Raw genomic sequence first — 23951 nt, 5'->3', positions numbered from 1 at the left:
GTTGCGGACAGGTGGTAACAACCGAGCTGCTAAAAAAGTGTTAAGGTATTTCATCGAAAAATCTGGATATAAAAATCCGTCGACGTATTTGATGCGTATTTATACACAACCTACCCAATGGGCGGTAAACCTGTGGTGTTATCGGTATTTTATACTAAATCACGGGCCCGATCGTTGGTATAGTACCCAAATAAAGGAACCTTTTATCCTTTTACATGCTATGAAGATACCCCGTCTGATTTCCCTATGCTTTTTCATGGGTATTACTGGGCTATGGGCCCAAAACTCTGGTGATTGTCGCTCGTCAATACCCATCTGTGCCGATGTGCCTATTTTGGCCGAGAGCAATGGGCGTGGCGATGTAGACGATTTTGATCCCGATGTGATTACCAGTACCGGTTGTTTGGAAAAAGGTTCATTGGCCGATGCCAATATCGAAAATAACACCTCTTGGTTCGTGTTTCGAGCTGCCGCAGCTGGTACCATAGGTTTCGATATTGAGGCCTTAAGCGATACGGCTGAATGGGACTTTGCCGTTTACGGGCCCGATGCCGAGTGTGGGGCCATAAGTAGTGGCGAGGCCCAGCCTATTCGATGTAATTACGAATTTAACACCAATTCACGTTTTACGGGCCTAGGCGTAAACCCGGAAACCGGTGTGGAAGGGGTGCCTTCGTTGACCCAGAATAAGAACCCCTATGACGAGTGGTTGGATGTGCAGGAAGGTGAAGTCTACTACATACTGATCAATAATTATGCGACCAACTTCGATGGTAATGCCGAGCCTTTTAGTTTAAGGTTTACCGGTGATGCCGACAATGGAGACCCTAACGGGATTTTGGACTGTACGATCCGCGATGAGTTTTTAGGACTGGATATCAATGCCTGTATAGGCGATCCTGATATTGTGTTGAGTGCCTTGCGCACGCCTTTTGGACCAGAAGTGGCTCATGTAACCTGGTCGGTTGATTTCGATGAAGATGGCACCATTGATCAGGTTTTAGCCGATGGGCCTACGGAATTCGAACTAACGGTATCGAGTCCGAACAGTGGGCGGTATTTCGTAGAGGTGCAATCGAGTAATCCGGTGTTTCCGGAACCTGCACGCGACGATATTTTAATCACCTTCCATGGCGATCCCGTTATTTTGGAGCCCGAGATCCTCGATGATATCTCTGATAGTAATAATGTTCGGATTATCGTTGAAGGAAATAGCGATTACGAATATTCATTAAATGGTGGTCCGTTTCGGGACGAGGATACATTTTACGATATTCCACCAGGTATCAATACAGTAACCGTAAACGATAAAAACGGATGTGGTACCTCAGAACAGGAGTTTTTAATGGTTGGGTATCCTAAGTTTTTTACGCCCAATGGAGATCCTTTGCATAATACTTGGCATGTTTTGGGTATTGAAACCCTAACTACCGCCCAGATATCTATTTTTGACCGTTATGGTAAACTACTGAAACAGCTCAACCGTGATTCGACGGGTTGGGATGGTACCTTTAACGGAAAACCCATGCCGGCATCGGACTATTGGTTCCGTTTCGAGTATTCGCGGGAAGAAGAGGGGGTGTTGGTGGCAAGTACGGTAAAAACCCATTTTACCCTCAAGCGTTAAGCTTTAATTAATCTTATCTGTCTTTGGCCTTGCAAACAAAAAACCGCCCAACAAAATGCTGGGCGGCCCTTATGAAAAAAGAGTTTGTGGGGTGTCTAAAAATTAACCACATAGCCTATACTAAAATGGCTATTGGTGCTGGAAACGTTGGCCAAAGTGTCAAACCCGACTTCATAAAGCCTATGGCCTAGGTCTTGGGTGTATTGGTTGTACGAAAGGTCGATTCGGCTTACACCAAAAGAATAACCCAGTCCGGCAGAAAACCCATCGAGGTCACCTCCGGCCAGTGGGTTTTTATAAGGACTTTCCTCAAAGCGGTACCCGCCTCTAAGGCTTAGGCGGTCTAATCTAATCTCGCCGCCCACTTTATAGGTAGATGCAGCTTGAAGGTTTGCAGCAATATTGTTGTTTACCTGGGCAAAATTGGGGTCGCCCGTAGGTCTGATTTCTGCATTCGACATGTCTTGGTACGAATAATCGAAACTAAGAAGGCCAACTTTACCAAAGATCAGGGCTAAGCTACCCGTGTATTTCGATGGGATTTGGATTCGGTAGCGTTCAAATACGTTTACGTAACGAAAATCGATATCGCTCAATCCGGGCTCGGCCAAATTACTATTTATACGTTGGGCCAGTTCGTCTTGTAGGTCGTACCAAGTAGGCGATTGGTACGAGGCGCCGATCCGAACGTTTTGGTTCAGCTTGGCAATGGCCCCTAGGTTAAATGAAAACGCAGTACCTCGGGTCTGTAATAAGTTGTCGAATCCGATATAACGGATGTCGGCATCTGGGTCGTAGCCGTCTTCGTCCATTTGGCTGTATTTTTCATAAAATATACTATGGAAATTCAAGGAAGCCCCTAAATACAGATTGTCTTGGAATTGTGCGGCCAAATTGGCGGCGAACTTGCTGTTATAGCCCAAAGTGCGTTCGGCATAGTTCTGCGAAACCCTTCCATTGTCGTAGGGGGTGTTCGAAACATAGCGGTCGTTGTCGGGGTCGTCGTCAACCGGTTCTATGGCAAAGGCTTGGAAACCCAAAAAGGCTTGCTGTGGGCCGTATCCCAAAGAACGTCCGATATCCAAATAAGCATCTACATGGTCTTCGTTTGGGCGAAGTCTAAGGTCGCCTAACAAAACCCCATCGGCATGGGCCAAAAAGTATCCGTCTAGTCCTTGTCTACTGTTACCTCGGGCGAATATCTCATTTTCAAAATTCCGTTGTAGGTCGTAATTGAATGAAAACGCTAGTTTTCGCCAATCGTTGGTATTGTCTTTAAAAACGAAAACCCCGCCGATTTGGTTGAACTTGAGGTTGTCCATGGTGTTGTTCACACGGGAATCAAAATAACTGGTTTCGTTTTTACGATGGTAATTCGTTAAGGTAAACCCGATTTGGGTATTGTTGAAAATGGCTGCCCCGGCCGGGTTTATCCCAATGGCCGAAAGGTCGCCACCTAGGGCACCCATTGCCCCACTCATGGCCTGAAAACGGGTGCTTCCTTGGGTACGGTCGGTACCATAACGCATAACATCTTCCAAGGTTTGTGCCTGTAATCCCCATACGCTACAAAGCAGGAGTACTATCAATGAATTTTTCATCTCTACAGAATTTCGTTGCCCACAATACTAAAGGTGTAAACTCAATTGTGGGTTATGGTTGATTTCTTTTTTCTTCGCCCTTCCGGGCTTGTATAGCAATTGTTTGTTTTGGACATAGTTTGCCCGGTAAACCAAAGTTAATGACCTTAGTTTAAATCTTTTTCAAAATCTATTGTTTTGTTTAACGGATACCGCCACGGCTACTTCTACCTCCGCTACTTCTTCCACCGCCGCCACGACTGGCACCTGAAGACCTAGAGCTGCCACCGGAACTGCGGTAACTTCCGCCCGAGCTTCGCGAAGGGCTCGAAGATCGATAGCTTCCGCCTGAACTACGGCTTGGGCTACTAGATCGGTAACTTCTAGAACTACCGCTGCTTCTTGAAGAGCTAGATGGTCTGGAATAGCTTCTGGAGTTCGAAGAAGAGTTCCTGCTGCCACTATAACTGCGGGTAGGTGCACTTCTTCGTGCTTGTGAGCTAGAACGCGTTCTACTAGATGGGCTTCTGTAGGTAGAGCCACTTCTCGTAGAGGAATAGTTTCTCGAAGATCCACTACGCTGGCCATAACTTCTACTAGAACCACTTCTGCTTGAGGAATAACTTCTATTGGAAGAACTTGTTCGATTCCCGTAGCTTCTAGAACTAGATGAACGACCACTATAAGATCGACTGCGGCTTAAGGCATCTACACCGACGCTACGACGGCTAGAACTACTTCTGCTAGCGGTGCTTCGTGAAGATCGGCCCCTACTGCTTCTCGCTGTACTAGATGTTCGTGAGCTTCTAGAAGCACTACTGTTTAAATTGGAGCGCCCTCGGCTTCTAGAGGCATATGATGAATTGACCGCACCGCGTGATCCACCGGAACCATAATAGCCCCTACGACCGGAATTATAGGAATAATATCTTGGGTTGTAATAATATCCAGGGTATCCAGGTCCCCAGTAGCCACCCCAGCCGGGCCCCCAATAACATCCGCCGCAATATCCTGGGCCCCAGTAGCCACCCCAGCCCCAACCGGGTCCGTAGTAACCTCCCCAGCCCCAGCCAATGCTAAAACTAGGCCCGTACCAGCCAAAGCCAGGGTACCAGAATGGGTCCATATAAAAAGGGCTGTACCAGCCATAGTCGATAACATTAATACTAACCGAGGTTGGGTTAGATCCAAAACTTCCGTAACCCTCGTAGTCATTGAACTCACTGTCGTATTGGTAGTTCAGGGCCAGTTCCGTACTGTCTTGAACGCTAGAGTAACTTTCGACATCGGTAAAAATCTCGTCGTCCAAGACTCTGTCAATCTCATCGGCGTTACGACCGAAATAATCTGCATAGGTGTTGGGTTGGCTTGGTGCTTCCACAACACGCTTTTCTACTACCGTGACCCGTTCGCCATCGCCATAGATGCCGTCGGAATCGTATACCGAGGCCGCTTGGTATGAACCACAGGAAACCGAAAGTATGGCAAGGCCCAGTCCACCTAGGACCAGTTGTATTTTTTTGAGGGGTAAGGAATATGCCATCGGTTTAAATTTAATTGTTGGACAATATAAAAATAGTTAGTTTTACCAACGATTTTCTTAAAAGAATTAACAAGTTCTGTGCCAAACTATTTTAGATGGGTAAAAAATTAACGAAGCGAGCGGAGGATTACTCCAAATGGTATAACGAATTAGTGGTAAAGGCCGATTTGGCCGAAGCTTCTGGGGTTAGGGGATGTATGGTGATCAAACCCTACGGATTCGCTATTTGGGAAAAAATGCAGGCCGGATTGGACAAGATGTTCAAGGAAACAGGGCACGAAAATGCCTATTTCCCTTTGTTCATCCCAAAATCCTATTTAAGTAAGGAAGCCAGTCATGTTGAGGGCTTTGCCAAAGAATGTGCCGTGGTTACCCACTATCGTTTAAAGAATGGCGAAGATGGCGAAGGTGTAGTGGTTGATCCCGAGGCCCGTTTAGAGGAGGAATTGATCGTTAGACCAACATCCGAAACGATTATTTGGGATACCTATAGAAGGTGGATCCAATCGTATCGCGATTTACCTTTGTTGATCAACCAATGGGCCAATGTGGTGCGTTGGGAAATGCGTACCCGTTTATTTTTAAGAACGGCCGAATTTTTATGGCAAGAGGGGCATACGGCCCATGCCACGGAAGCGGAAGCGATAGCCGAGGCCGAACAAATGATGCATGTCTATGCCGAATTTGCCGAAGAACATATGGCGGTACCGGTAATCAAAGGACTTAAAACCGCTAGCGAGCGTTTTGCAGGGGCAGTGGAGACTTATTGTATAGAGGCATTAATGCAAGACGGAAAGGCTTTACAGGCCGGAACCTCGCACTTCTTGGGGCAGAATTTTGCAAAGGCCTTCGATGTAAAGTTTGCCAATAAAGAAGGGAAACAAGAACATGTTTGGGCGACCTCTTGGGGGGTGTCTACCCGTCTTATGGGCGCTTTGATCATGACTCATAGTGATGATAACGGTTTGGTGTTGCCCCCAAAGTTGGCGCCTATCCAAGTGGTAATCGTACCTATATATAAAGGAATGGAGCAATTAGATGCGATTTCGGAAAAGGTAAACCCTTTGGTAAAGGAATTACGTGCTCAAGGGCTGTCGGTTAAATACGATAATAGGGATACCCATAAACCTGGCTTCAAATTCAATGAATACGAGTTAAAAGGGGTTCCTGTTCGTATTGCCATTGGTCAGCGCGATCTGGAAAATGGTACTTACGAAATTGCACGTCGCGATACCTTGGAAAAACAAACCGTAGCAGCCGATGCCGTGGTAGATACCGTTAAGGGGCTTATGACCGAGATACAAGAGAATATCTATAAAAAAGCCTTGGACCATCGTGCGGCCCATATTACCGAAGTGGGCGATTACGATGAGTTTAAGAAGGTGTTGGATGAAAAAGGCGGTTTTGTATCGGCCCATTGGGACGGTACGGGGGAAACCGAAGAAAAAATTAAAGAAGAAACCAAGGCTACCATAAGGTGTATTCCTATCGATGCCGCTGAGGAACAGGGTAGTTGTATCTATTCTGGCAAGCCATCGAACAAAAAGGTGCTCTTCGCTAAAGCATATTGATGCAAAAAAAATGCTTGCTTAGTTGCAATAGTTAAAAATAGTTGTATTTTTGCATCCGCAATTGAGTAATCAATGGCCCGTTCGTCTAGGGGTTAGGACGCCAGGTTTTCATCCTGGTAACAGGGGTTCGATTCCCCTACGGGCTACTAAGAGGTTTTTAGCCTTGGTTTATTGAAATAATGGCCCGTTCGTCTAGGGGTTAGGACGCCAGGTTTTCATCCTGGTAACAGGGGTTCGATTCCCCTACGGGCTACAAATCGATTTCCGTAATAGGATATTGTAACGAAACAAAAGAAGAAGATGGCAAATCACAAGTCGGCACTTAAGAGGATCAGAAGAAACGAAGCTGCTCGTTTACGTAACAAATACCAGCACAAAACTACCCGTAATGCAATCAAGAAATTGCGTTTAGAGGAAGATAAGAAAGCTGCTGAGGAAATGTTGCCAAGCGTAGTGAGTATGATCGATAAGTTGGCCAAGCGTAACATTATCCACGCTAACAAAGCTGCCAACTTAAAGAGCGGTTTGACTAAACGCGTTGCTTCTTTGTAAAAAATAACAGTTCTACTGTTTCGTAAGCGCCCCTCATCGAGGGGCGTTTTTTTGTCTTAAATTATCGGAAAGTAGAGAATGAACAGCCATTATACCGAAGGGTCAATTCTGTACATACAGTGGCCCAATCGGCCCAAAAAGTCTTGAAACAGTTATTGGGCTAAGGGTTTTTTGGGAAAATCTCGGCTATTTTTTTGAGGTAAGCTTCGGCATAGCGTAACATGCCCATATCGTTAGGGTGGGTGCCGTCTACATAGCTGTTGTGGTCTAAACCGATTTCTTCTTTGCTTAGCATATAGAGGTTGTTATGGCCTTGTTGTATTAATTGTTGAAATGTTTCAGTCAATGTTTGGTTTAAAGGTTGGTTTGCTTCCGCTTTTTTGGTTTGTATCAATGCTTCGGCATAACCCATGTGTTGGGTAAGTAAGATGGGTGTGTTCGGGTGTTGTTTTCTTATTTGTGCTACGGATTGGAGAAGGCGTTCTTTTACTTGGGGCAAGGTATGTCTTCCGTTCAAGTAAAAATTGGGCAGGCAGTCCAAAATGACCAAAGCCGGATTCAGTTCATTGATTAAGTCCATAATAGGGGCTTCCAAGCGGCCATTACCCGAAAAACCTAAGTTGATAACGGGCTGTTCCAGTTGTCTGGCGACTATATTGCCCCATGCCATACCAGGCCGTGTAGCACAAGCCCCTTGGGCTATCGAAGTGCCATAAATTACGATGGGTTGGGTGTTGCTTGGTGGTACGAAACTAAGAGAGGTAGATGGGTTTGTGCGGAACTCGATCCATTTTACACTATTGTATAACGGCAGGTAGAGCTTGTATTTTCTATTTGGGTCTTCTATGTGTTCTGTGGGGGCTATTCCTTTAAATGAATAATAAATGGTGTCTTTGAATTGGTAATTCCCTTTGATCCAAAACTCTTGTTTGTTGTTATAGGTATACAGGTCAATGCCGCTTTTGCCTGTGGCAGGCATATGTGGGTAGGCCAATTCATTTTCCACAACATATCGGAATTCTATTAGGGAGGCATTTGAGGTGAATTCCAGCGATAATCCGGCAGCGTGTTTACCTAAATTCCAAACGGCTTTCCGAACCTGATTTTTTGCCTTTTGGGGTAAGCGGTTAAAAGGCCTTTGTTCGTTTTTCCAGCCTTGTCCGTGAATATGTTCTGGGTCTACCTGTTGCCATTGTGTCTGGGCCATGCAAAAACTAAAGCCGAATAATATTAGGGTGGTAAAAAGAACGCGTCTCATGGTTTGGAGTAAGGTTGTCCCGTAAAGTTAATCCATTTCGTTTTGCTGATTAAAGGGTATAAAAAAACCGGAGACTGGGCTCCGGTCTTAATATTTGATATACGACGACCTTATTGGTTCATGGTCATCAAGAATTCTTCATTGCTTCTAGTGGTTTTGATGCGTTGTTCTATGAACTCCATAGCTTCCACCGGATTCATATCGGCCAAGTATTTACGTAGGATCCACATACGTTGAATGGTACTTTCATCCAATAACAAATCATCCCTACGCGTACTTGAAGAAGTAAGGTCAATGGCCGGGAAGATCCTACGGTTAGAAATTTTACGATCTAACTGTAGTTCCATATTACCGGTACCTTTGAATTCCTCAAAGATAACCTCGTCCATTTTAGAGCCGGTTTCCGTAAGGGCTGTGGCTATAATGGATAATGAACCTCCGTTTTCAATATTACGGGCGGCACCAAAGAACCTTTTTGGTTTGTGCAGGGCATTGGCATCTACACCACCACTCAAAACCTTTCCAGAGGCAGGCTGAACGGTGTTATAGGCACGAGCCAAACGTGTAATGGAATCAAGAAGGATCACTACATCGTGACCACATTCTACCAAACGTTTTGCTTTTTCGATAACGATATTGGCTACACGTACGTGTTCGGTAGCTTCTTTATCGAAGGTAGAGGCGATAACCTCGCCACGCACGTTTCGTTGCATATCGGTAACCTCCTCAGGGCGCTCATCTACCAAAAGTATAATCTGGTATACCTCTGGGTGGTTGGCCGCGATACCGTTGGCGATATCTTTCAGCAACATGGTTTTACCTGTTTTCGGCTGGGCCACAATCATACCTCTTTGTCCTTTTCCGATTGGGGAGAACAAATCGATGATACGGGTAGAGATATTACTTTGGCGTTCGGCCAGGTTGAATTTTTCCTGAGGGAAAAGCGGCGTTAGGTGTTCAAAGCTTACACGGTCGCGAACCACATGGGGGTCGAGCCCGTTTATTTTCGAAACCTTGATCAATGGGAAGTACTTTTCACCTTCTTTTGGTGGACGTACATTGCCCAATACGGTATCCCCTTTTTTAAGTCCGAAAAGCTTGATTTGCGATTGGGATACGTAAATGTCATCGGGCGAAGAGAGGTAGTTGTAATCGGAAGAGCGTAAAAACCCATATCCGTCAGACATTACGTCCAATACCCCTTCACTTTCGATTATACTATCGAATTCGTATTCAGGTTCCTTGTATTTGTTCTTAAGGTCTTTGTCGAAGTTGTTCTTTTCGATTTTGTTCTGGTGACCTTTTTTATTGCGGTTCTGTTGGTTGTTTTTGTGCTGCCCGTCTTTGCGATGGCCATGTTGTTGCCTATCGCGCTTGTCTTGGCGGTCTTCCCTAGGGTTGTTGTCGCGCTTATTGTGGTGTTGCTTTTCCTTTTTATGGGCGCCACCATCTTTATTTTCCTCGTTTTTCTGAGGGGTCTGGGCTGGTTTTTCCGCTGCTTTTTGAGTCTCTTTGGCAGGAGCTTCTTTAGCGGGGGCTTCCGCTCCAACGGTTTCTACAGCGGCAGGAGCTTCTTGCTTGGCATCGGCTTTGGGCTCCCGTTTTACACGGGTACGTTTTTGTTTTTTCTCAGCAGGAGCTTCCGCACGGGCTTCAGTCTTGGGTTTTGGTTCCTTTTTAGGTGCCATATCTGGATTAGCGGCCTGAAAATCGAGGATTTGATAGACCAAATCCAATTTCTTAAGGCTTCTAAACTTGGGTATTTTTAAATTTTTGGCAATCTCTTGCAATTCAGGAAGCTTTTTCGCTTTTAATTCCGAAATCTCAAACATCAAATGTATCGTTAAATGTGCTCTCTAAAAGAAGTAAATAAAATCGCTGGAAGTGTGGGCCGAGTGGCCTTAACGGTGAGCGTTACTGTGATTAACGAAGCAATGATACAAAATATTTTCCATAAATAGGGGTTATTTTTCAAAAGAGGTTTATTTTTGTGGCCGATTCAAAAAGAGATGATTCAACGCATTCAAACCCTATATCTAGCCTTAACAGCCGTTTTTTCGGCCCTATTACCGCTATTTATTCCCTTGATGTCCAGTGCCGATGGCGCAGCTACCTTTGCTTTGGACTTGATGCCTTGGGGGGCGTTGTTCTTTGTTTCTGCGGCATTGGCCTTGGGGACTATCTTTTTGTATAAAAACAGACAAAACCAATTTGTGTTCAACCGCTTGAACATCATATTGAACCTTTTTTTACTAGGATTTTTCGTTTACCGATCCCTAAGTTTATCCGGAGGGGCTTCCCCTGAGAAGGGTATTGGGATGCTTATTCCTGTACTTTCTATCGTTTTATTGGTTCTGGCCAACAGAGCCATCAAGAAGGATGAGGATCTTGTAAAATCTGTGGATCGCTTACGTTAAACCTAACATCTTAGTAGTATTAGTGCGCAAGACCCGGGCTTTTTGTCCGGGTTTTTTGTTTGATGGTAATTAGGGTTCTTTGAGTAGCCAAAAAAAATGGCACATTTGGAACTCCTCACTCGGCATGTTCGTGTCAAAATTCCGATTTTCAAATAGAATCATTTCCAAAAGCTGACGCGAATTTCAATAATGCCTTGCCAATCTTAACGCGTGTTTTTAGTTATAAATTTGGTCGTCACTCAGGTTTTACGGAGAATTCTATCAAGAATAGAGCTATAAACCAGCCAACTATGAGCCATAAACAGGAAAATAAACGAGTTATGGGTTTGGAGTTGTAGGGTAATACAACTTTAAAGTTTCTACTTCGTACTTCGTACTTGGTAGAGTTTATAGTTAATGGTTTGACCAGGTATATAGTTTGAAGGGTTCAAGACTTCATGCTTCCCGCCTTCCCACATCGTCCCTCCGACTTCGTCCTTAAAAGAAGTTGAAGTTAGATTAACCCAAACTGCCCCGCTTACCCAACTCAACAATCTGCATATCTTTTATGTTGGGCCCTTCGATTACGAAACGCAGCATAGTACGCATTTGATGGAAACCGTGATGGCCACAGGCACCCGGATTTAAATGGAGTAGATTCCGTTTTTTGTCCCATTGTACCTTTAAAATATGCGAATGCCCACAGACGAAGATTTTGGGTTGGTGTTGGTCTATAAGTGGTCTGCTACGCGGATTGTATTTAGGCGGATAGCCCCCAATATGGGTCATCAGAACTTGGCTTTGCTCACAGGAAAATAACAGATTCTCTTTAAATTCCTTTCGGGCGGTATGGTCATCAATATTGCCAAACACCGCTCTCAGGGGCTTAATAGCTTGTAATGCATCGGTTACCGCAAGTTGTCCAATGTCCCCGGCATGCCAGATTTCATCGGCCCAAGCCGCATGCTTTAGAATGGCATCGTCTATATGGCCATGGGTATCGGAGAGCAGTAAGATTTTCGTCATTCTTAAAAAGATCTAAAATTTTTGGTTTGGCACCAAGAAATACGGTAATCCCGATATATTTGTAATAAATCTCCCGCTGACTGGCCCGAAGGTTCGAGCATTTGTTGTGCCGGGATTTTAAAACTCGCGAAACTTGTCAGTTGGCAAGATTATCGGGTAAAAGTAACGCATTCACTTGAGATATTTTATTTCCTTTTCTTACCACGGCCGCGCCTATCATGGCTGGCAAAGACAGCCTAATGCCATAACCGTTCAAGAGGTTTTGGAAGACCGCATGTCCAAGCTCCTGGGGCAAGAATTGGCTTTGGTCGGTGCCGGACGAACCGATGCCGGGGTACATGCCCGTCATATGGTGGCCCATTTCGATTGGGAAACGGAAACCGACTGGGAACATTTCATCTACAGGTTAAATGCTTTTTTGCCCGAGGATATTGGGGTATACCATATAAGGCCGGTAGTACCGGATGCCCATGCGCGTTTTCATGCCAGTTCACGTACTTATGAGTATTGGGTAAGCATGCGCAAAGATCCTTTTTTACAAGATGGGGCCTATACCCTAAGGGCCGAATTGGACGTGGCTTTAATGAATGCGGCCGGGGAACAATTGCTTAAACATTCCGATTTTGAGTGTTTTTCCAAGGCCCATACCGATGTAAAAACCTATATCTGTGCCATTTCCGAGGCTTATTGGCGTTGGGAAGGGCATACCTTGATCTTTACCATTTCGGCTGACCGTTTTCTACGGAATATGGTACGGGCCGTAGTGGGTACCCTATTGGAAATTGGCAAGGGAAGGTGGTCGCTGCAAGATCTTGAAACGATTTTAGCCTCGAAGGATCGAGGTAGGGCAGGGGTATCGGTACCTGCCAAAGGCTTATATTTGACCGAGGTGGCTTACCCATCTCACATCTATCTAGAAAACGAACATGGACACTAACCAAGGTAAAGCTTTCGATTTTAAACTACTGCGTAGGGTAGTTACCTATACCAAACCGTATAGGGCCACTTTCTATGGGGTTAGCTTGGCGGCAATATTGTTGTCGGTTTTCGCTGTGGCCAATCCGGTATTGCTGGGTAGGGTGGTAGACGAGGCCATAACCCATAAAGATGGGACACTACTTTTAAACCTGGTCTTGATTATGGTAGCGGTGTATTTTGCCGAGGTTACTTGTCAGGTGTTGTTTACCTATTTTGCCAATTGGTTGGGCGAATCGGTCATTAAAGATGTCCGTATTGCTTTGTTCGAGCGTATGATGCGTTTTAAAATGCAGTATTTCGATACCTCTTCCGTTGGGGTTTTGGTTACCCGCGCCGTGGGCGATATGCAACGTATCGGGGAAATATTCAGTCAGGGTTTTTTCGTGATCGTGGCCGATTTACTGAAAATGTTGGTGGTAATGGGTGTAATGCTCTATATGAATTGGAAGATGGCACTCATCGTTTTCGCGGTACTCCCAATTCTTTTATATGCTACCCGACTGTTCCAACGGGCTATGAAGGGGGCGTTTATAGAAGTAAGGGCGCAGGTGGCCCAAATAAATTCCTTTGTGCAAGAGCGTATTACCGGAATGAAGATCGTACAGTTGTTCCATCGCGAGGATATTGAATTCCAAAAGTTCGAAGAAATTAACGAAAAGCATAAAAAGGCCTGGTTACGCACCGTATGGTATAACTCCATTTTCTTTCCCGTGGCCGAGATCGTAGGCTCTATCACCATAGGTTTGATCGTCTATTTTGGGGCCCGGCAAAGTGTGGCTAGTGGCGATGTGGGTACCTTTGGGGCGGTTTTCTCCTTTATTCTGCTTTCCAGTATGTTGTTTAGGCCGCTGCGACAGATTGCCGATAAGTTCAATACCCTTCAGATGGGTATGGTGGCCGCAAATCGGGTGTTTACCATTTTAGATACCGATAGTTTTATAAACGATACCGGAAGCGTAGAGGCCAAGGAGTTAAAAGGACAGTTTTCTTTTCAAGACGTACGCTTTAGTTATATAGAAGGCGAAGAAGTGCTGCACGGCATTTCGTTCGATGTGCAGGCGGGGGAGACTATTGCCATTGTTGGTGCCACAGGTGCTGGGAAATCAACCATAATCAATCTGCTCAATAGGTTTTACGATATAGATTCCGGGAAAATATTGATCGACGGTACCGAGATACGTGATTTTTCATTGAAAAGCCTACGTTCTAAAATCGCAGTGGTATTACAGGATGTATTCCTTTTTGCCGATACGGTGGGGAACAATATTTCGTTAAAGAACCCTACGGTTACCAAAGAAATGGTGGCGGAAGCCGCCCGGGCCATAGGGGTACACGATTTTATAGACAGTCTACCGGGCGGCTACGACTTTAACGTTAAGGAACGTGGGGGTATGCTCTCCAGTGGGCAACGGCAGTTAATATCGTTTCTACGGGCCTATGTCAGTAATCCGAGTATCCTTATTCTTGATGAGGCCACATCTTCGGTAGATACCTACTCTGAGCAATTGATCCAAAAAGCCACGGAGAACATTACCAAAGACCGGACTTCGATCATTATCGCACACCGCTTGGCAACGATAAAAAAGGCCGATAAGATATTGGTAATGGAAGCCGGTAATGTGGTTGAAATGGGTACCCATACCGAACTGTTAAAAGGTGAGGGCTATTACAAGAAGCTCTACGAGGCCCAGTTTATGGAAGAGGAAACCGCCTAAAGGCTTTGCTTTATTTCGGATTGTTTGGTTTTCTAAAGTCTAAAGTCTCAATTCCAACCCTAATCCAATAAATCCTTTTTGAGCTGCTCTTCCAATGCTTCGTAATTTTTAAAGACTACGAATTCCCCGTTTTTGATATAGGAAATATTTCCGGTCTCTTCACTGACCACAAGGGCCAAGGCATCAGTTTTTTCGGTAATACCCACAGCGGCCCTATGGCGCAGGCCATACCTAAGCGGAATAGATCTTTCGTTGGAAACCGGCAATATGACCCGGGTAGCCACGATCTGATTGTTCTCTATAATGGCCGCCCCATCGTGTAGCGGACTGTTTTTGTAAAAGATACTCTCTATTATGGGCTGGGTAACCTCAATGTTCATATGGTCGCCCGTGGTTTTAACGAAGTCAAGGGAATGCGTACGCCCGATAACCATAAGGGCACCGGTTTTCGACTGCCCCATTTTCTTCAAGGCCTCCACCAAACCTTGGGTGTTTAGTGCCGAAACCAATCCGTCTTGAGGTTTGATAAACTTAAAGTACTTGCCAAAATTCCGGCCTTTGGCAAAATTGGTAGAACCGATTAGTAAAAGGAACTTCCGTATTTCTTGCTGAAAAACGATGATCAAGGCCAAAAGTCCGATATTCATAAAAGCCCCGACCATACTGCTGATCATTTTCATTTCGAGCAATTCGGTCAGTTTCCATAGGGCCCATACGATAACGATACCAATAAAAATGTTGATGGCCACCGTACCTTTTACCAGTTTGTAGATATAATACAGTAGCAGGGCCACCAAAAAGATGTCGATAAAATCGGTAATCCGAAAATCCAGGAAATTGAGGAATTCCAAAAGTGTAAGCTTTTCGTAAAAGTAGCAAAACTTTCAAGAATAGGCCGAAGAGTTTTTTCTTACTATTATTCGAAAACACTATTGGGTGTACCATTCTGCTTTTTCCCTTCTCCCTCAGGGAGAGGGGTTGGGGGTGATGGTAACCTTTGATTCTGTTTTTTCAATTAATATGCTTGTCTTTTGCTAACCTTTCCCGCTCAGGGCCTAGGGAACCGAAAATAGTACCATTTGTTCGATTAATTTAAGTTGAATCTTCGAATTTCGTACTTCGAACTTCGAACTTTCAATTTCCCCTTTGGGGGTTAGGGGCCCAACATTTCATAAATCCGAATACACTCCGCCGCTTCCGCGACATCGTGTACCCTTAGGATTTTACTGCCTTGCTGTAGGGCGATCATATGTAGGGCCGTAGTGCCGTTCAGGGCTTTTTCTGGGTCGGTATCCAATAGTTTGTAAATCATCGATTTTCTGCTAACTCCTGTTAGGACAGGTTTTTCAAAAACCAATAATTCGCTAGCGTGCTTTAGTAGCTTATAATTTTGTTCCAAAGTCTTGGCGAAACCGTAACCGGGATCCAAGATCACATCCTGTATTTGGTTCAGATAGGCCGCCTGTATGCGTTCGCTAAAATACTTGAAGATCGACCCCATAAGGTCATCATAATCGGTATGCTGTTGCATGGTTTGGGGTGTGCCACGCATATGCATCATCACATAAGGTGCCAGGTACTTGCCTACAGTGCTCAGCATGGCTTCATCGCCATGGCCGGCCGTAATATCATTGATCAGGGCGGCCCCCCGATCCAAGGCTTCTTGGGCAATTTTGGCCCTAAAGGTGTCTATGGATAATAAGGCCTCCGGAAAATGCTGCATCAAAGCTTCAACCACCCCTAACAATCTGCGGGCTTCTTCATCTTCCGAGACAAAATCGGCCCCAGGTCTGGAACTGTAGGCGCCTAGATCCAAAAAGTGGGCGCCGGCGTTCAGCATAGCTTCGGCCCGTTTTAATAAAGAATCCAAATCCTTGGCTTTACCACCATCGTAAAAACTATCTGGGGTTAGGTTTAAGATGCCCATGATCTTAGGGACTTGCAGATCCATTAGAAAACCGTTGCAGTTTAGGGTCATAGGTGGTTTGTTTTCGTAAATTTTGGGTCGTTTGTTTGCATATTCCCCACTTCTGTTGCGGGTGGTTGACCAATTGGAAATTTTGACCGAAATTTACGCAAATTCCAATATATGCAACGTACCTCGGAGCAGTATGATGCGGTTATAGACCATTGCCGTGCATTATTCGAAAAAAAGATGAGCGATTACGGCAGTGCTTGGCGTATACTGCGCTTGCCTTCGCTTACCGACCAGATTTTCATTAAGGCCCAACGGATTCGTGGTTTACAGGAAAATATAGAGCGTAAGGTTGATGAAGGCGAACGTTCCGAGTTTATCGGTATCATCAACTACAGTATCATGGCCTTGATACAATTGGAGCTCGGAGTGGTAGAACAACCCGATTTAGATACTGAAGCGGCTGTGGCCCTTTTCGATAAGCAGACCAGCATTACCAAAGGTTTAATGGAGGCCAAAAATCACGATTATGGTGAAGCTTGGCGCGAAATGCGGGTAAGCTCCCTTACCGATTTGATCTTGCAAAAGCTACTTCGGGTAAAGCAGATTGAAGACAACCAAGGCAAAACCTTGGTGAGTGAAGGTATCGATGCCAATTATCAAGACATGGTCAACTATGCCGTATTTGCCATGATCCACCTAAACGAATCGGAAGAAAATCAGCAATCATGAGATATTTAGTAGGGGTTTCACGTGTCTTTGTCGGGGTACTGTTTATCATCAGTGGTTTGATCAAACTGAACGACCCGCTGGGCTTTTCCTTTAAATTGGAAGAATATTTCAGTGCTCAGGTTTTGGATATTCCTTTTTTGGAACCCCATGCCTTGGCCTTAAGTATTTTCGTGGTCATTTTTGAGGTGGTTTTGGGCGTATTCCTGTTACTGGGGTTCCAAAAGAAATTCACTTTGTGGAGCCTGTTGGGTATGATCGTCTTCTTTACCTTTTTAACGTTTTATTCCGCCTACTTCAACAAAGTGACCGATTGTGGGTGTTTTGGCGATGCGGTTAAACTGACCCCATGGGAGTCTTTTGGTAAAGATGTAATCCTACTGGTGTTGATACTCATATTGGTCAAGGGCCAAGCGTATATCAAACCATTTTTACCCGCTAAATTGGAAAAAGGAATCGTAGTGGCCAGTCTTTTAGGCTGTGCCTTCTTCGCCTATCATGTATTGAACCATTTGCCCAGTGTAGATTTTAGACCTTATAAAATCGGGGCCAATATAGAAGCCGGCATGAGCATACCGGAAGGGGCACCTGAGCCCGTATTCGAATATACATGGACCTTTAAGGAAGCCGATGGCGAGAAATCATATGTAACCAATGGGGCCTATCCCGAATCTCCAGGGGAGTTCGTTGGGGTAGAGACCAAAGAGATCCAGAAAGGTTATGAGCCCCCGATCCACGATTTTACCATGGAAGAAGACGGGGAAGATAAAACCAGTGTCTTTATGGCCGAGGAAAAACTACTGGTCGTAATCTCATACGATATGGCCAAAAGTGAGCAGGCGGCCTTTGCCGAGGTGGGCCAACTGGCGAAAAAAGCCAGAGCGGCAGGCTATAAGGTAATCGGACTCTCGGCATCTGGGGAGAACCTCACCGGGACCGTAACCCAAAGTACGGGTATCCCCTTTTATTTTACCGATCAAACCGCTTTAAAGACCATTGTGCGTTCCAATCCGGGCATATTGGTCTTGGAAAAGGGAACCATAGTTCAAAAAGTACATTATAACGATATAGACCATATTAACCTCAATTAAAAAATTATGAGAGCTAAAATAGTAGCCGGGAACTGGAAAATGAACAACAATGCAGGTGAGACCCAAGCCTTGGCGCAAGGTTTGGTAGATGCGATTTCCAATACCGATGCCCAGGTGGTTATCGCCCCAACGGCCGTAAATCTGGCCAATGCCGTAACATTGACCGAAAATAGTCCAATAGAAGTAGCGGCCCAAAATATGCACTTTGCCGATTCGGGAGCCTATACCGGCGAGATTTCTGCCGATATGCTTCAAAGCATTGGGGTGCAGACTGTAATCTTGGGCCATTCAGAACGTCGTGCCTATTTTGGTGAAGACGATGCCTTATTGGAAAAGAAAGTGAACCAAGCCTTGGCCAAGGGTATGCAGGTAATCTTCTGTTTTGGTGAAGAATTGGAAGAGCGTCAGGCCGATCGCCATTTCGAGGTGGTGGGTAGCCAGTTGAAAAACGCCTTATACAAATTAGATGCGGCCGCATGGAAGCAGATCGTTTTGGCCTACGAACCCGTTTGGGCCATTGGTACCGGCGAAACGGCCAGCCCCGAACAGGCCCAAGAAATGCACGCCTTTATTCGTAAGAGTCTTACCGAGGCCTATGATGCCGAGTTGGCCAATGGTGTATCTATCCTATATGGAGGTAGCGTAAAACCTGCCAACGCCAAGGAAATTTTCTCCAAACCCGATGTAGATGGTGGATTGATTGGTGGCGCTTCGTTGAAAGTAGCCGATTTTAAAGCCATTGTCGATAGTATTTAAGCATATATGGCCGACGCGATTTATCTGGAATTCGATTTTAAAGTAGAGCCCCTACAACCGGGTTCCGATGTGCTCATGGCCGAATTGGGTGCCATAGGTTTTGAAAGTTTTATGGAGACCGATACCGGTTTTCTGGCCTATGTTGCCAAAGAAGAATATCAAGAATCCGCCTTTAAGGGTATTGGGTTGCTCCAAGGCGGATTTTGTTCTGTTTCCTGGGTTCAAAGAGAAGTGCCCCAACAGAATTGGAACAAAGAATGGGAAAGTAATTTTGAACCCATAGAGGTAGCTGGTCAATGCTCGGTTAGGGCGCCCTTCCATAATCCTAGACCTGACCTCGACTTCGATTTGATTATAGAGCCCAAAATGAGTTTTGGTACGGGGCACCATGCCACCACCCACTTAATGATCAAGCAGATACTCGGTTTGAATCTCCAGGGCAAAACGGTGTTGGACATGGGCTGTGGCACCGGTGTTTTGGGTATTTTGGCCGAAAAAAAAGGAGCCTCATTGGTACACGCTATCGATATTGATGACTGGTGTTTCGAAAATTCACAGGAAAATGTTTCTCGTAACGCCTGCACTAAGACCGAAGTGATTTTGGGCGGGGCCGAAAAATTGGGGGAACAAACCTACGATTTGATCATTGCCAATATCAATAGAAATGTATTACTGAACGATATTACGAAGTACGCCCAAGTTCTAGACAAAAAAGGAGTGCTTTTGTTGAGTGGTTTTTATAGTGAAGATATACCTATGATTTCTGAGGAGTGTGCCAAACATGGCCTAACCTTGGACCATAACTTTGAACGAAACAACTGGATTGGAGCCAAATATGTATTTTAGCAGTATGGAAAAGTTACGCTTTGGATATCAGGAGGAGGGTCAAGAAGAAACGGCGGTACTTACCGATGAAAAACACTTGAACGAACTGGTGTTGTTCAATGACGATGTTAATACCTTCGACCATGTTATAGAAACCTTGGTATATGTTTGTGAGCATACTCCTGAACAGGCCGAACAATGTGCCATAATTGTTCATTATAAAGGTAAATGTACTGTGAAAACAGGTGAGCTTACCGATTTAAAGCCGCGCTGTAGTGCCCTTTTAGATGCCGGGCTTTCGGCGGAAATCTTGTAGTTTGTAAACGAATAACGTATTTTATAAAAGCGTTTTTTGTTTAACATGGTTAGATATTCTTTTTGACTAGGAACGAAAATTCCTTCAACACATACACTTATTCCTAGTTTGTCGCACGTATTTATTTGCGAGGCTGTTATGGTTTTTATTGCGCTATATTAGTTGTGTAAAATTCTTGAGCCTTGAAAGACAATAGAATTCTTTTTACAATATATGCCATAGTATTTACAAGTATTATGTCATTAGCGACTATGATCATGCGCGATGCATTGAATATTCGTGTGACCAACGAATTTTTAGTGGATGGAGCGCTTCATTTTGCGGTACACTGCCTTTTTGCCCTAATGATGTTACATCACTATAACACGTACCTCCAAAAAGAAATGGAATAGTTGTTGTTTCTATGCTATTGACAAACCCCACTGGTAACAGCGGGGTTTTGTTGTTTTAAAAGGGTCGTTTAGCTAAGAATGTAATGGCATTCCATGGAATACATTATTTTTTGGAAAAAATATGGGTATGCGATCGTATTTGTTTTTATTACTAAGTCTTTTGGGGTTATCTGTAAGTGTTACCGCACAGCAAATTCACCAAAAACCGAATATCGTAATAATATATATGGATGATTTAGGGTTTGGCGATGTAAGCGCTTACGGCCAAGGTAAACTACAAACCCCCAATATCGATAGGATCGCCCAAAACGGCATTCTTTTCGAAAACGGTTATGCGACCTCGGCTACCTGTACCCCAAGTCGATACTCCCTTTTAACGGGTTTATATCCTTGGCGAAACCAAAAGGCCCAAGTACTCTCCGGCGATGCCCCACTGCTAATCGATCCCGAACCCATCAATCTTCCTAAACTTTTAAAGCAAGCTGGTTATCGAACAGGGGTCGTAGGTAAATGGCATTTAGGTTTAGGAAATGGACAGGTAGATTGGAACTCCAATATTGGCCCGGGACCCAACGAGATCGGTTTCGATGATGCGTACATTATGGCAGCGACCAACGATAGGGTGCCCAATGTATATGTCGATAATGGTAAAGTAGAAGGCCTAAACGCCAACGACCCCCTGTATACCAGCTATAAGACCAACTTTGAGGGAGAACCCACTGGGAAGGAAAACCCTGAATTGCTAAAGGTAAAGTATAGTCATGGTCATGATGGAAGCATCAATAACGGAGTGTCCCGCATAGGTTTTCAAAAAGGTGGTAAAAGCGCCCAATGGGTTGATGAGGATATGTCTGATCTTTTTTTGGAAAAATCCATTGCCTTTATAAAGAAGGTCCAAGACAGGCCTTTCTTTTTATACTATGCCCTGCATCAGCCCCACGTACCACGAGTACCCCATAAGCGATTTGTAGGCCAGTCGGGAATGGGGCCACGCGGCGATGCCATCTTGGAGGCCGATTGGTGTATAGGTCAATTTTTAGATTATTTGGAGGAAGCGGGGCTCCATAAGAATACCCTGATTATTTTTTCGAGTGACAATGGTCCGGTATTGGACGATGGTTATTTCGATCAAGCTGCAGAGCAATTGGGCGACCATACGCCTTGGGGGCCTTATCGTGGCGGGAAATATAGCCTGTTCGAAGCAGGAACCCACGTACCCTTTTTGGTGTCATGGCCGGGTACGGTCGAACCAGGGGTATCCGAAGCCTTGGTAAGCCAAGTAGATCTTTTGGCCTCGTTGGCTACCCTTGTAAAAGTACAGAACCCGGAAACGGACAGTATCGATATTTTAGAAGCCTTAATGGGTCGTTCGGAACAGGGGCGCGAAAGTCTTATTATCGAGGCTGTAGGACATAGGACCGCTATGCGAAAAGGCGATTATGTATTGATCCCCCCGCATAATGGTCCTAAAAAAATTACCTGGGGTGTAGATATGGAAACCGGATTTAGTAAAGCACTGCAATTATATCATTTACCATCGGATCCGGGCCAACAAAACAATTTAGCGCCTAGCCAAGCAGCTAAGGCACAAGAGCTTTGGGCCGAATACAAGCGCCTGATAGACGAAGATTGATAACAACAGAAGAAGGTTTATCGGTATGGATGTTTTTTTATCGCAAATAGTTTGTTTCTTAGTTGTGAAACTTATATTTGTATTAGATTTATCCTACCTATACAAACCAAATGAAAATTCAACCCATAAAGTGGGGGACGGCCATACTATATTGCTGGCTCTTTATAAACTTGGGGTTCGCCCAAGATACCACTATAACGGTAAGTAAATTCCGTGATGCCGAAGATGGTGCCATAGATTTAAGCAATTATCTTTTAAAGGGGAATGGGGTACTACCTGTTTTGGTGCCTGTGACCGAACCGGCCGTTGGTTATGGGTTAATTGGGGCCGGGCTCTATTTCATACCTAAGAAAAAGCCAGGATATCAGCCAGATATAGCAGTTTTAGCAGGTGGAGTTACTACTAATGGTAGTTGGCTGGGAGGTGGTGGCTATAACGGGTTTTGGAACGAAGATCGTATTCGTTACAGGGGTATAATGGGCTATGCCGATCTAAACTTAGAGTTCTATGTCTTTGGAAACAGACCGGTTGAAATTGGATTGGGTACTTTTTTGTTTATACAACAAATAGCCACTCGTATTAAAGATTCCGATTTTTTCATAGGAGGCAAGTATGGGCTGAACAAGACAAAAATTCCTTTGTTTGAAGATAGGGAGTTCATAGACCCCCGTGAGTGGTCCATGCTCAGTAGTGGCCTTGGGCTGTATTTTGAATATGATACCCTCGATAATTTTTTGTCTCCTACCAAAGGAGTTAAGTTTCATTTGGGATACGATCAAAATTTAGAGCTTTTGGGAAGTGACCGTGATTGGGGAAAACTCAATGTTTTGAACCAGATATATATCCCATTCGCATCGAATTGGATGTCTGCCTTTAGGGTTGATGGTAAATTGGCGACAGGGAAAATTCCGTTTTACGCCAAACCTTATGTAGAGTTGAGAGGAGTGCCAGCTATGAGATACCAAGGCGAATTGGCCATGATGCTCGAAACCGAACAAACGTTAAAATTAGGAAGAAGGTGGGGCTTGGTCGGATTTACAGGTATGGGAGCTGCCTTTGACTCGGTAGACCAAATGAAGGCCGAAGAACTGGTTTGGAACGTTGGGCTAGGGGCGCGTTACAAAATTGCCCGCTTATTGGGCTTGGATATGGGTATGGATATTGCGCGCGGGCCCGAAGACTGGGCTTTTTATGTGGTCGTTGGCTCGTCTTGGTTACGCTAGCCTTCCCAGGTTGTGTCTAAGGGTTTCATTTTTTAGCTTTGTTCAAAATTCCTATGTATCTATGGCGAAGCAGATAGATGATTTTTTTTCCATGAAAAATACGGTGCGATCCTTGTCAGAGAGTGACAAAGGAAAAACCATGGATTATTTGGCGCCGATTAAGGCTTTTGCCCGAACCACCTATAAGAGTATTTATATTATTGATTACCAGGTTAAGGGCTTTGAATATGTATCGGCCAACCCCTTGTTCCTTTGCGGTCATACCCCCGAAGAAGTACAACAAATGGGGTATGGGTTTTACTTTAAATATGTGCCCGAGACCGATTTAGATCTTTTGTTGCGCATAAATACCTTAGGGTTCGATCTTTACGAAAAACAGCCGTTGGAAGAACGCTTACTATATTCCATTACCTACGATTTTCGCTTGCGTAACCAAGAGGGGAAAGATTTAATGATCAATCAAAAACTGACGCCCCTTTTTCTAACCGAAACCGGCCAGGTTTGGAAGGCTTTATGTGTTATCTCCCTATCCAATGAACAACATGCGGGTAACGTAAAAGTACATAAGCAAGGTACCGATGAGGTAATGCTCTATGATTTTGATGCGGAATGTTGGCGGGTTCAGGAAAAGATAAAACTCTCCGAAAGGGAACAGGAAATTTTACAGTACTCTTCCAGAGGGTTTAGCATCAAAGAAATTGCGGAAGCCCTTTTCGTTTCGCCCGACACGGTAAAATTCCATAGAAGGAAAATGTTCGAGAAACTTGAGGTGGCCAATATCAGTGAGGCCTTGTCTTATGCTACCCATAACAAATTGATATAGTT

Annotated in this window: 22 protein-coding genes and 2 tRNA genes; 17 read left to right on the top strand and 7 right to left on the bottom strand. The window is 44.7% G+C overall.

Features of this window, described 5'->3' with window-relative positions:
• The first annotated feature begins 220 nt into the window (after positions 1-220).
• On the top strand, positions 221-1627 hold the full coding sequence (locus B7P33_RS03300; RefSeq protein WP_097440779.1) for a T9SS type B sorting domain-containing protein: 1407 nt from the start codon (positions 221-223) through the stop codon (positions 1625-1627).
• A 95-nt stretch (positions 1628-1722) separates the two neighbouring features.
• Here B7P33_RS03300 and B7P33_RS03295 read toward each other — a convergent pair whose 3' ends face one another.
• Both B7P33_RS03295 and B7P33_RS19215 read right to left on the bottom strand, forming a co-directional pair.
• Complete coding sequence (locus tag B7P33_RS03295) at positions 1723-3228, bottom strand: OmpP1/FadL family transporter (protein ID WP_097440514.1); 1506 nt, start codon at positions 3226-3228, stop codon at positions 1723-1725.
• A gap of 181 nt (positions 3229-3409) precedes the next feature.
• Positions 3410-4750, bottom strand: coding sequence for a hypothetical protein (locus tag B7P33_RS19215; RefSeq protein ID WP_141402381.1), 1341 nt, complete (start codon positions 4748-4750; stop codon positions 3410-3412).
• A 95-nt stretch (positions 4751-4845) separates the two neighbouring features.
• Here B7P33_RS19215 and proS point away from each other — a divergent pair, with 95 nt between their 5' ends.
• The 4 genes from proS to rpsT all read left to right on the top strand — a co-directional run bounded on the left by proS (position 4846) and on the right by rpsT (position 6873).
• Positions 4846-6321: a proline--tRNA ligase gene (gene proS / locus B7P33_RS03280; protein ID WP_097440511.1), complete on the top strand. Its 1476-nt coding sequence runs from the start codon at positions 4846-4848 to the stop codon at positions 6319-6321.
• Positions 6322-6395: 74 nt separating this feature from the next.
• A tRNA-Glu gene (locus B7P33_RS03275) sits at positions 6396-6467 on the top strand.
• Between the two features lie 35 nt (positions 6468-6502).
• Positions 6503-6574, top strand: a tRNA-Glu gene (locus tag B7P33_RS03270).
• Between the two features lie 47 nt (positions 6575-6621).
• Entirely contained in the window at positions 6622-6873 is a 252-nt protein-coding gene (rpsT, locus tag B7P33_RS03265; RefSeq protein WP_097440510.1) for a 30S ribosomal protein S20, read from the top strand.
• A gap of 160 nt (positions 6874-7033) precedes the next feature.
• On the opposite strand, the gene B7P33_RS03260 is transcribed toward rpsT, so the two are convergent.
• Both B7P33_RS03260 and rho read right to left on the bottom strand, forming a co-directional pair.
• The gene (locus tag B7P33_RS03260) at positions 7034-8131 is read right to left on the bottom strand and encodes an SGNH/GDSL hydrolase family protein (RefSeq protein WP_097440509.1); all 1098 of its coding nucleotides are present in this window, start codon (positions 8129-8131) and stop codon (positions 7034-7036) included.
• Between the two features lie 110 nt (positions 8132-8241).
• A complete protein-coding gene (gene rho, locus B7P33_RS03255; protein ID WP_097440508.1) occupies positions 8242-9963 on the bottom strand; it encodes a transcription termination factor Rho in 1722 nt (573 codons plus the stop codon).
• Between the two features lie 177 nt (positions 9964-10140).
• Between rho and B7P33_RS03250 the strand changes: the two genes are divergently transcribed.
• Positions 10141-10548, top strand: coding sequence for a DUF4293 domain-containing protein (locus B7P33_RS03250; protein WP_097440507.1), 408 nt, complete (start codon positions 10141-10143; stop codon positions 10546-10548).
• Positions 10549-11046: 498 nt separating this feature from the next.
• Here the strand turns inward: B7P33_RS03250 and B7P33_RS03245 are convergent, their stop codons facing one another.
• Positions 11047-11553: a metallophosphoesterase family protein gene (locus B7P33_RS03245; RefSeq protein ID WP_097440506.1), complete on the bottom strand. Its 507-nt coding sequence runs from the start codon at positions 11551-11553 to the stop codon at positions 11047-11049.
• Between the two features lie 175 nt (positions 11554-11728).
• Between B7P33_RS03245 and truA the strand changes: the two genes are divergently transcribed.
• Together truA and B7P33_RS03235 are read left to right on the top strand one after the other, a co-directional pair.
• Complete coding sequence (gene truA / locus B7P33_RS03240; RefSeq protein ID WP_097440505.1) at positions 11729-12490, top strand: tRNA pseudouridine(38-40) synthase TruA; 762 nt, start codon at positions 11729-11731, stop codon at positions 12488-12490.
• The gene (locus B7P33_RS03235; protein ID WP_097440504.1) at positions 12480-14246 is read left to right on the top strand and encodes an ABC transporter ATP-binding protein; all 1767 of its coding nucleotides are present in this window, start codon (positions 12480-12482) and stop codon (positions 14244-14246) included. Before truA ends, B7P33_RS03235 begins: the two co-directional genes overlap by 11 nt.
• Before the next feature lie 59 nt (positions 14247-14305).
• Here B7P33_RS03235 and cdaA read toward each other — a convergent pair whose 3' ends face one another.
• Entirely contained in the window at positions 14306-15097 is a 792-nt protein-coding gene (gene cdaA, locus B7P33_RS03230; RefSeq protein ID WP_097440503.1) for a diadenylate cyclase CdaA, read from the bottom strand.
• Between the two features lie 302 nt (positions 15098-15399).
• The gene (gene folP / locus B7P33_RS03225; protein ID WP_097440502.1) at positions 15400-16224 is read right to left on the bottom strand and encodes a dihydropteroate synthase; all 825 of its coding nucleotides are present in this window, start codon (positions 16222-16224) and stop codon (positions 15400-15402) included.
• Positions 16225-16335: 111 nt separating this feature from the next.
• Here folP and B7P33_RS03220 point away from each other — a divergent pair, with 111 nt between their 5' ends.
• From B7P33_RS03220 to B7P33_RS03185, 9 genes are all read left to right on the top strand, one after another.
• Positions 16336-16893 carry a DUF1599 domain-containing protein gene (locus tag B7P33_RS03220; RefSeq protein WP_097440501.1) on the top strand — a complete coding sequence of 186 codons (558 nt, stop codon included), beginning with the start codon at positions 16336-16338 and terminating at the stop codon, positions 16891-16893.
• On the top strand, positions 16890-17981 hold the full coding sequence (locus tag B7P33_RS03215) for a BT_3928 family protein (protein WP_097440500.1): 1092 nt from the start codon (positions 16890-16892) through the stop codon (positions 17979-17981). Before B7P33_RS03220 ends, B7P33_RS03215 begins: the two co-directional genes overlap by 4 nt.
• Positions 17982-17987: 6 nt before the next feature.
• Entirely contained in the window at positions 17988-18737 is a 750-nt protein-coding gene (gene tpiA / locus B7P33_RS03210) for a triose-phosphate isomerase (RefSeq protein WP_097440499.1), read from the top strand.
• A gap of 6 nt (positions 18738-18743) precedes the next feature.
• Positions 18744-19583 carry a 50S ribosomal protein L11 methyltransferase gene (prmA, locus tag B7P33_RS03205; protein ID WP_097440498.1) on the top strand — a complete coding sequence of 280 codons (840 nt, stop codon included), beginning with the start codon at positions 18744-18746 and terminating at the stop codon, positions 19581-19583.
• Positions 19584-19587: 4 nt separating this feature from the next.
• Positions 19588-19878 carry an ATP-dependent Clp protease adaptor ClpS gene (locus B7P33_RS03200; protein ID WP_097440778.1) on the top strand — a complete coding sequence of 97 codons (291 nt, stop codon included), beginning with the start codon at positions 19588-19590 and terminating at the stop codon, positions 19876-19878.
• 236 nt (positions 19879-20114) lie between these two features.
• Positions 20115-20270: a hypothetical protein gene (locus B7P33_RS19305; RefSeq protein WP_172435840.1), complete on the top strand. Its 156-nt coding sequence runs from the start codon at positions 20115-20117 to the stop codon at positions 20268-20270.
• Positions 20271-20397: 127 nt separating this feature from the next.
• Positions 20398-21903: a sulfatase family protein gene (locus tag B7P33_RS03195; RefSeq protein WP_245871625.1), complete on the top strand. Its 1506-nt coding sequence runs from the start codon at positions 20398-20400 to the stop codon at positions 21901-21903.
• A gap of 110 nt (positions 21904-22013) precedes the next feature.
• Positions 22014-23126, top strand: a complete 1113-nt coding sequence (locus tag B7P33_RS03190; protein WP_097440496.1) for a BamA/TamA family outer membrane protein — start codon at positions 22014-22016, stop codon at positions 23124-23126.
• A 61-nt stretch (positions 23127-23187) separates the two neighbouring features.
• On the top strand, positions 23188-23949 hold the full coding sequence (locus tag B7P33_RS03185; RefSeq protein ID WP_097440495.1) for a response regulator transcription factor: 762 nt from the start codon (positions 23188-23190) through the stop codon (positions 23947-23949).
• Positions 23950-23951: the final 2 nt, after the last annotated feature.

Source organism: Sediminicola luteus, assembly GCF_002514735.1.
Taxonomy (GTDB): Bacteria; Bacteroidota; Bacteroidia; order Flavobacteriales; family Flavobacteriaceae; genus HQA918.
The sequence above is the reverse complement of the archived record's forward strand: the minus strand, read 5'-3'. Positions and strand labels throughout refer to the sequence as shown.

Excerpts from the sequence above, each read along its gene's own strand:
- B7P33_RS03245 (WP_097440506.1), bottom strand. The coding sequence starts at position 11,553 with ATGACGAAAATCTTACTGCTCTCCGATACCCATGGCCATATAGACGAT.
- B7P33_RS03190 (WP_097440496.1), top strand. The coding sequence starts at position 22,014 with ATGAAAATTCAACCCATAAAGTGGGGGACGGCCATACTATATTGCTGG.
- B7P33_RS19215 (WP_141402381.1), bottom strand. The coding sequence starts at position 4,750 with ATGGCATATTCCTTACCCCTCAAAAAAATACAACTGGTCCTAGGTGGA.
- rho (WP_097440508.1), bottom strand. The coding sequence starts at position 9,963 with ATGTTTGAGATTTCGGAATTAAAAGCGAAAAAGCTTCCTGAATTGCAA.
- prmA (WP_097440498.1), top strand. The coding sequence starts at position 18,744 with ATGGCCGACGCGATTTATCTGGAATTCGATTTTAAAGTAGAGCCCCTA.
- B7P33_RS03215 (WP_097440500.1), top strand. The coding sequence starts at position 16,890 with ATGAGATATTTAGTAGGGGTTTCACGTGTCTTTGTCGGGGTACTGTTT.
- B7P33_RS03185 (WP_097440495.1), top strand. The coding sequence starts at position 23,188 with ATGGCGAAGCAGATAGATGATTTTTTTTCCATGAAAAATACGGTGCGA.
- B7P33_RS03200 (WP_097440778.1), top strand. The coding sequence starts at position 19,588 with ATGGAAAAGTTACGCTTTGGATATCAGGAGGAGGGTCAAGAAGAAACG.
- folP (WP_097440502.1), bottom strand. The coding sequence starts at position 16,224 with ATGACCCTAAACTGCAACGGTTTTCTAATGGATCTGCAAGTCCCTAAG.
- B7P33_RS03260 (WP_097440509.1), bottom strand. The coding sequence starts at position 8,131 with ATGAGACGCGTTCTTTTTACCACCCTAATATTATTCGGCTTTAGTTTT.
- tpiA (WP_097440499.1), top strand. The coding sequence starts at position 17,988 with ATGAGAGCTAAAATAGTAGCCGGGAACTGGAAAATGAACAACAATGCA.
- B7P33_RS03250 (WP_097440507.1), top strand. The coding sequence starts at position 10,141 with ATGATTCAACGCATTCAAACCCTATATCTAGCCTTAACAGCCGTTTTT.
- B7P33_RS03300 (WP_097440779.1), top strand. The coding sequence starts at position 221 with ATGAAGATACCCCGTCTGATTTCCCTATGCTTTTTCATGGGTATTACT.
- B7P33_RS19305 (WP_172435840.1), top strand. The coding sequence starts at position 20,115 with ATGTCATTAGCGACTATGATCATGCGCGATGCATTGAATATTCGTGTG.
- B7P33_RS03195 (WP_245871625.1), top strand. The coding sequence starts at position 20,398 with ATGCGATCGTATTTGTTTTTATTACTAAGTCTTTTGGGGTTATCTGTA.
- B7P33_RS03235 (WP_097440504.1), top strand. The coding sequence starts at position 12,480 with ATGGACACTAACCAAGGTAAAGCTTTCGATTTTAAACTACTGCGTAGG.
- proS (WP_097440511.1), top strand. The coding sequence starts at position 4,846 with ATGGGTAAAAAATTAACGAAGCGAGCGGAGGATTACTCCAAATGGTAT.
- B7P33_RS03295 (WP_097440514.1), bottom strand. The coding sequence starts at position 3,228 with ATGAAAAATTCATTGATAGTACTCCTGCTTTGTAGCGTATGGGGATTA.
- rpsT (WP_097440510.1), top strand. The coding sequence starts at position 6,622 with ATGGCAAATCACAAGTCGGCACTTAAGAGGATCAGAAGAAACGAAGCT.
- B7P33_RS03220 (WP_097440501.1), top strand. The coding sequence starts at position 16,336 with ATGCAACGTACCTCGGAGCAGTATGATGCGGTTATAGACCATTGCCGT.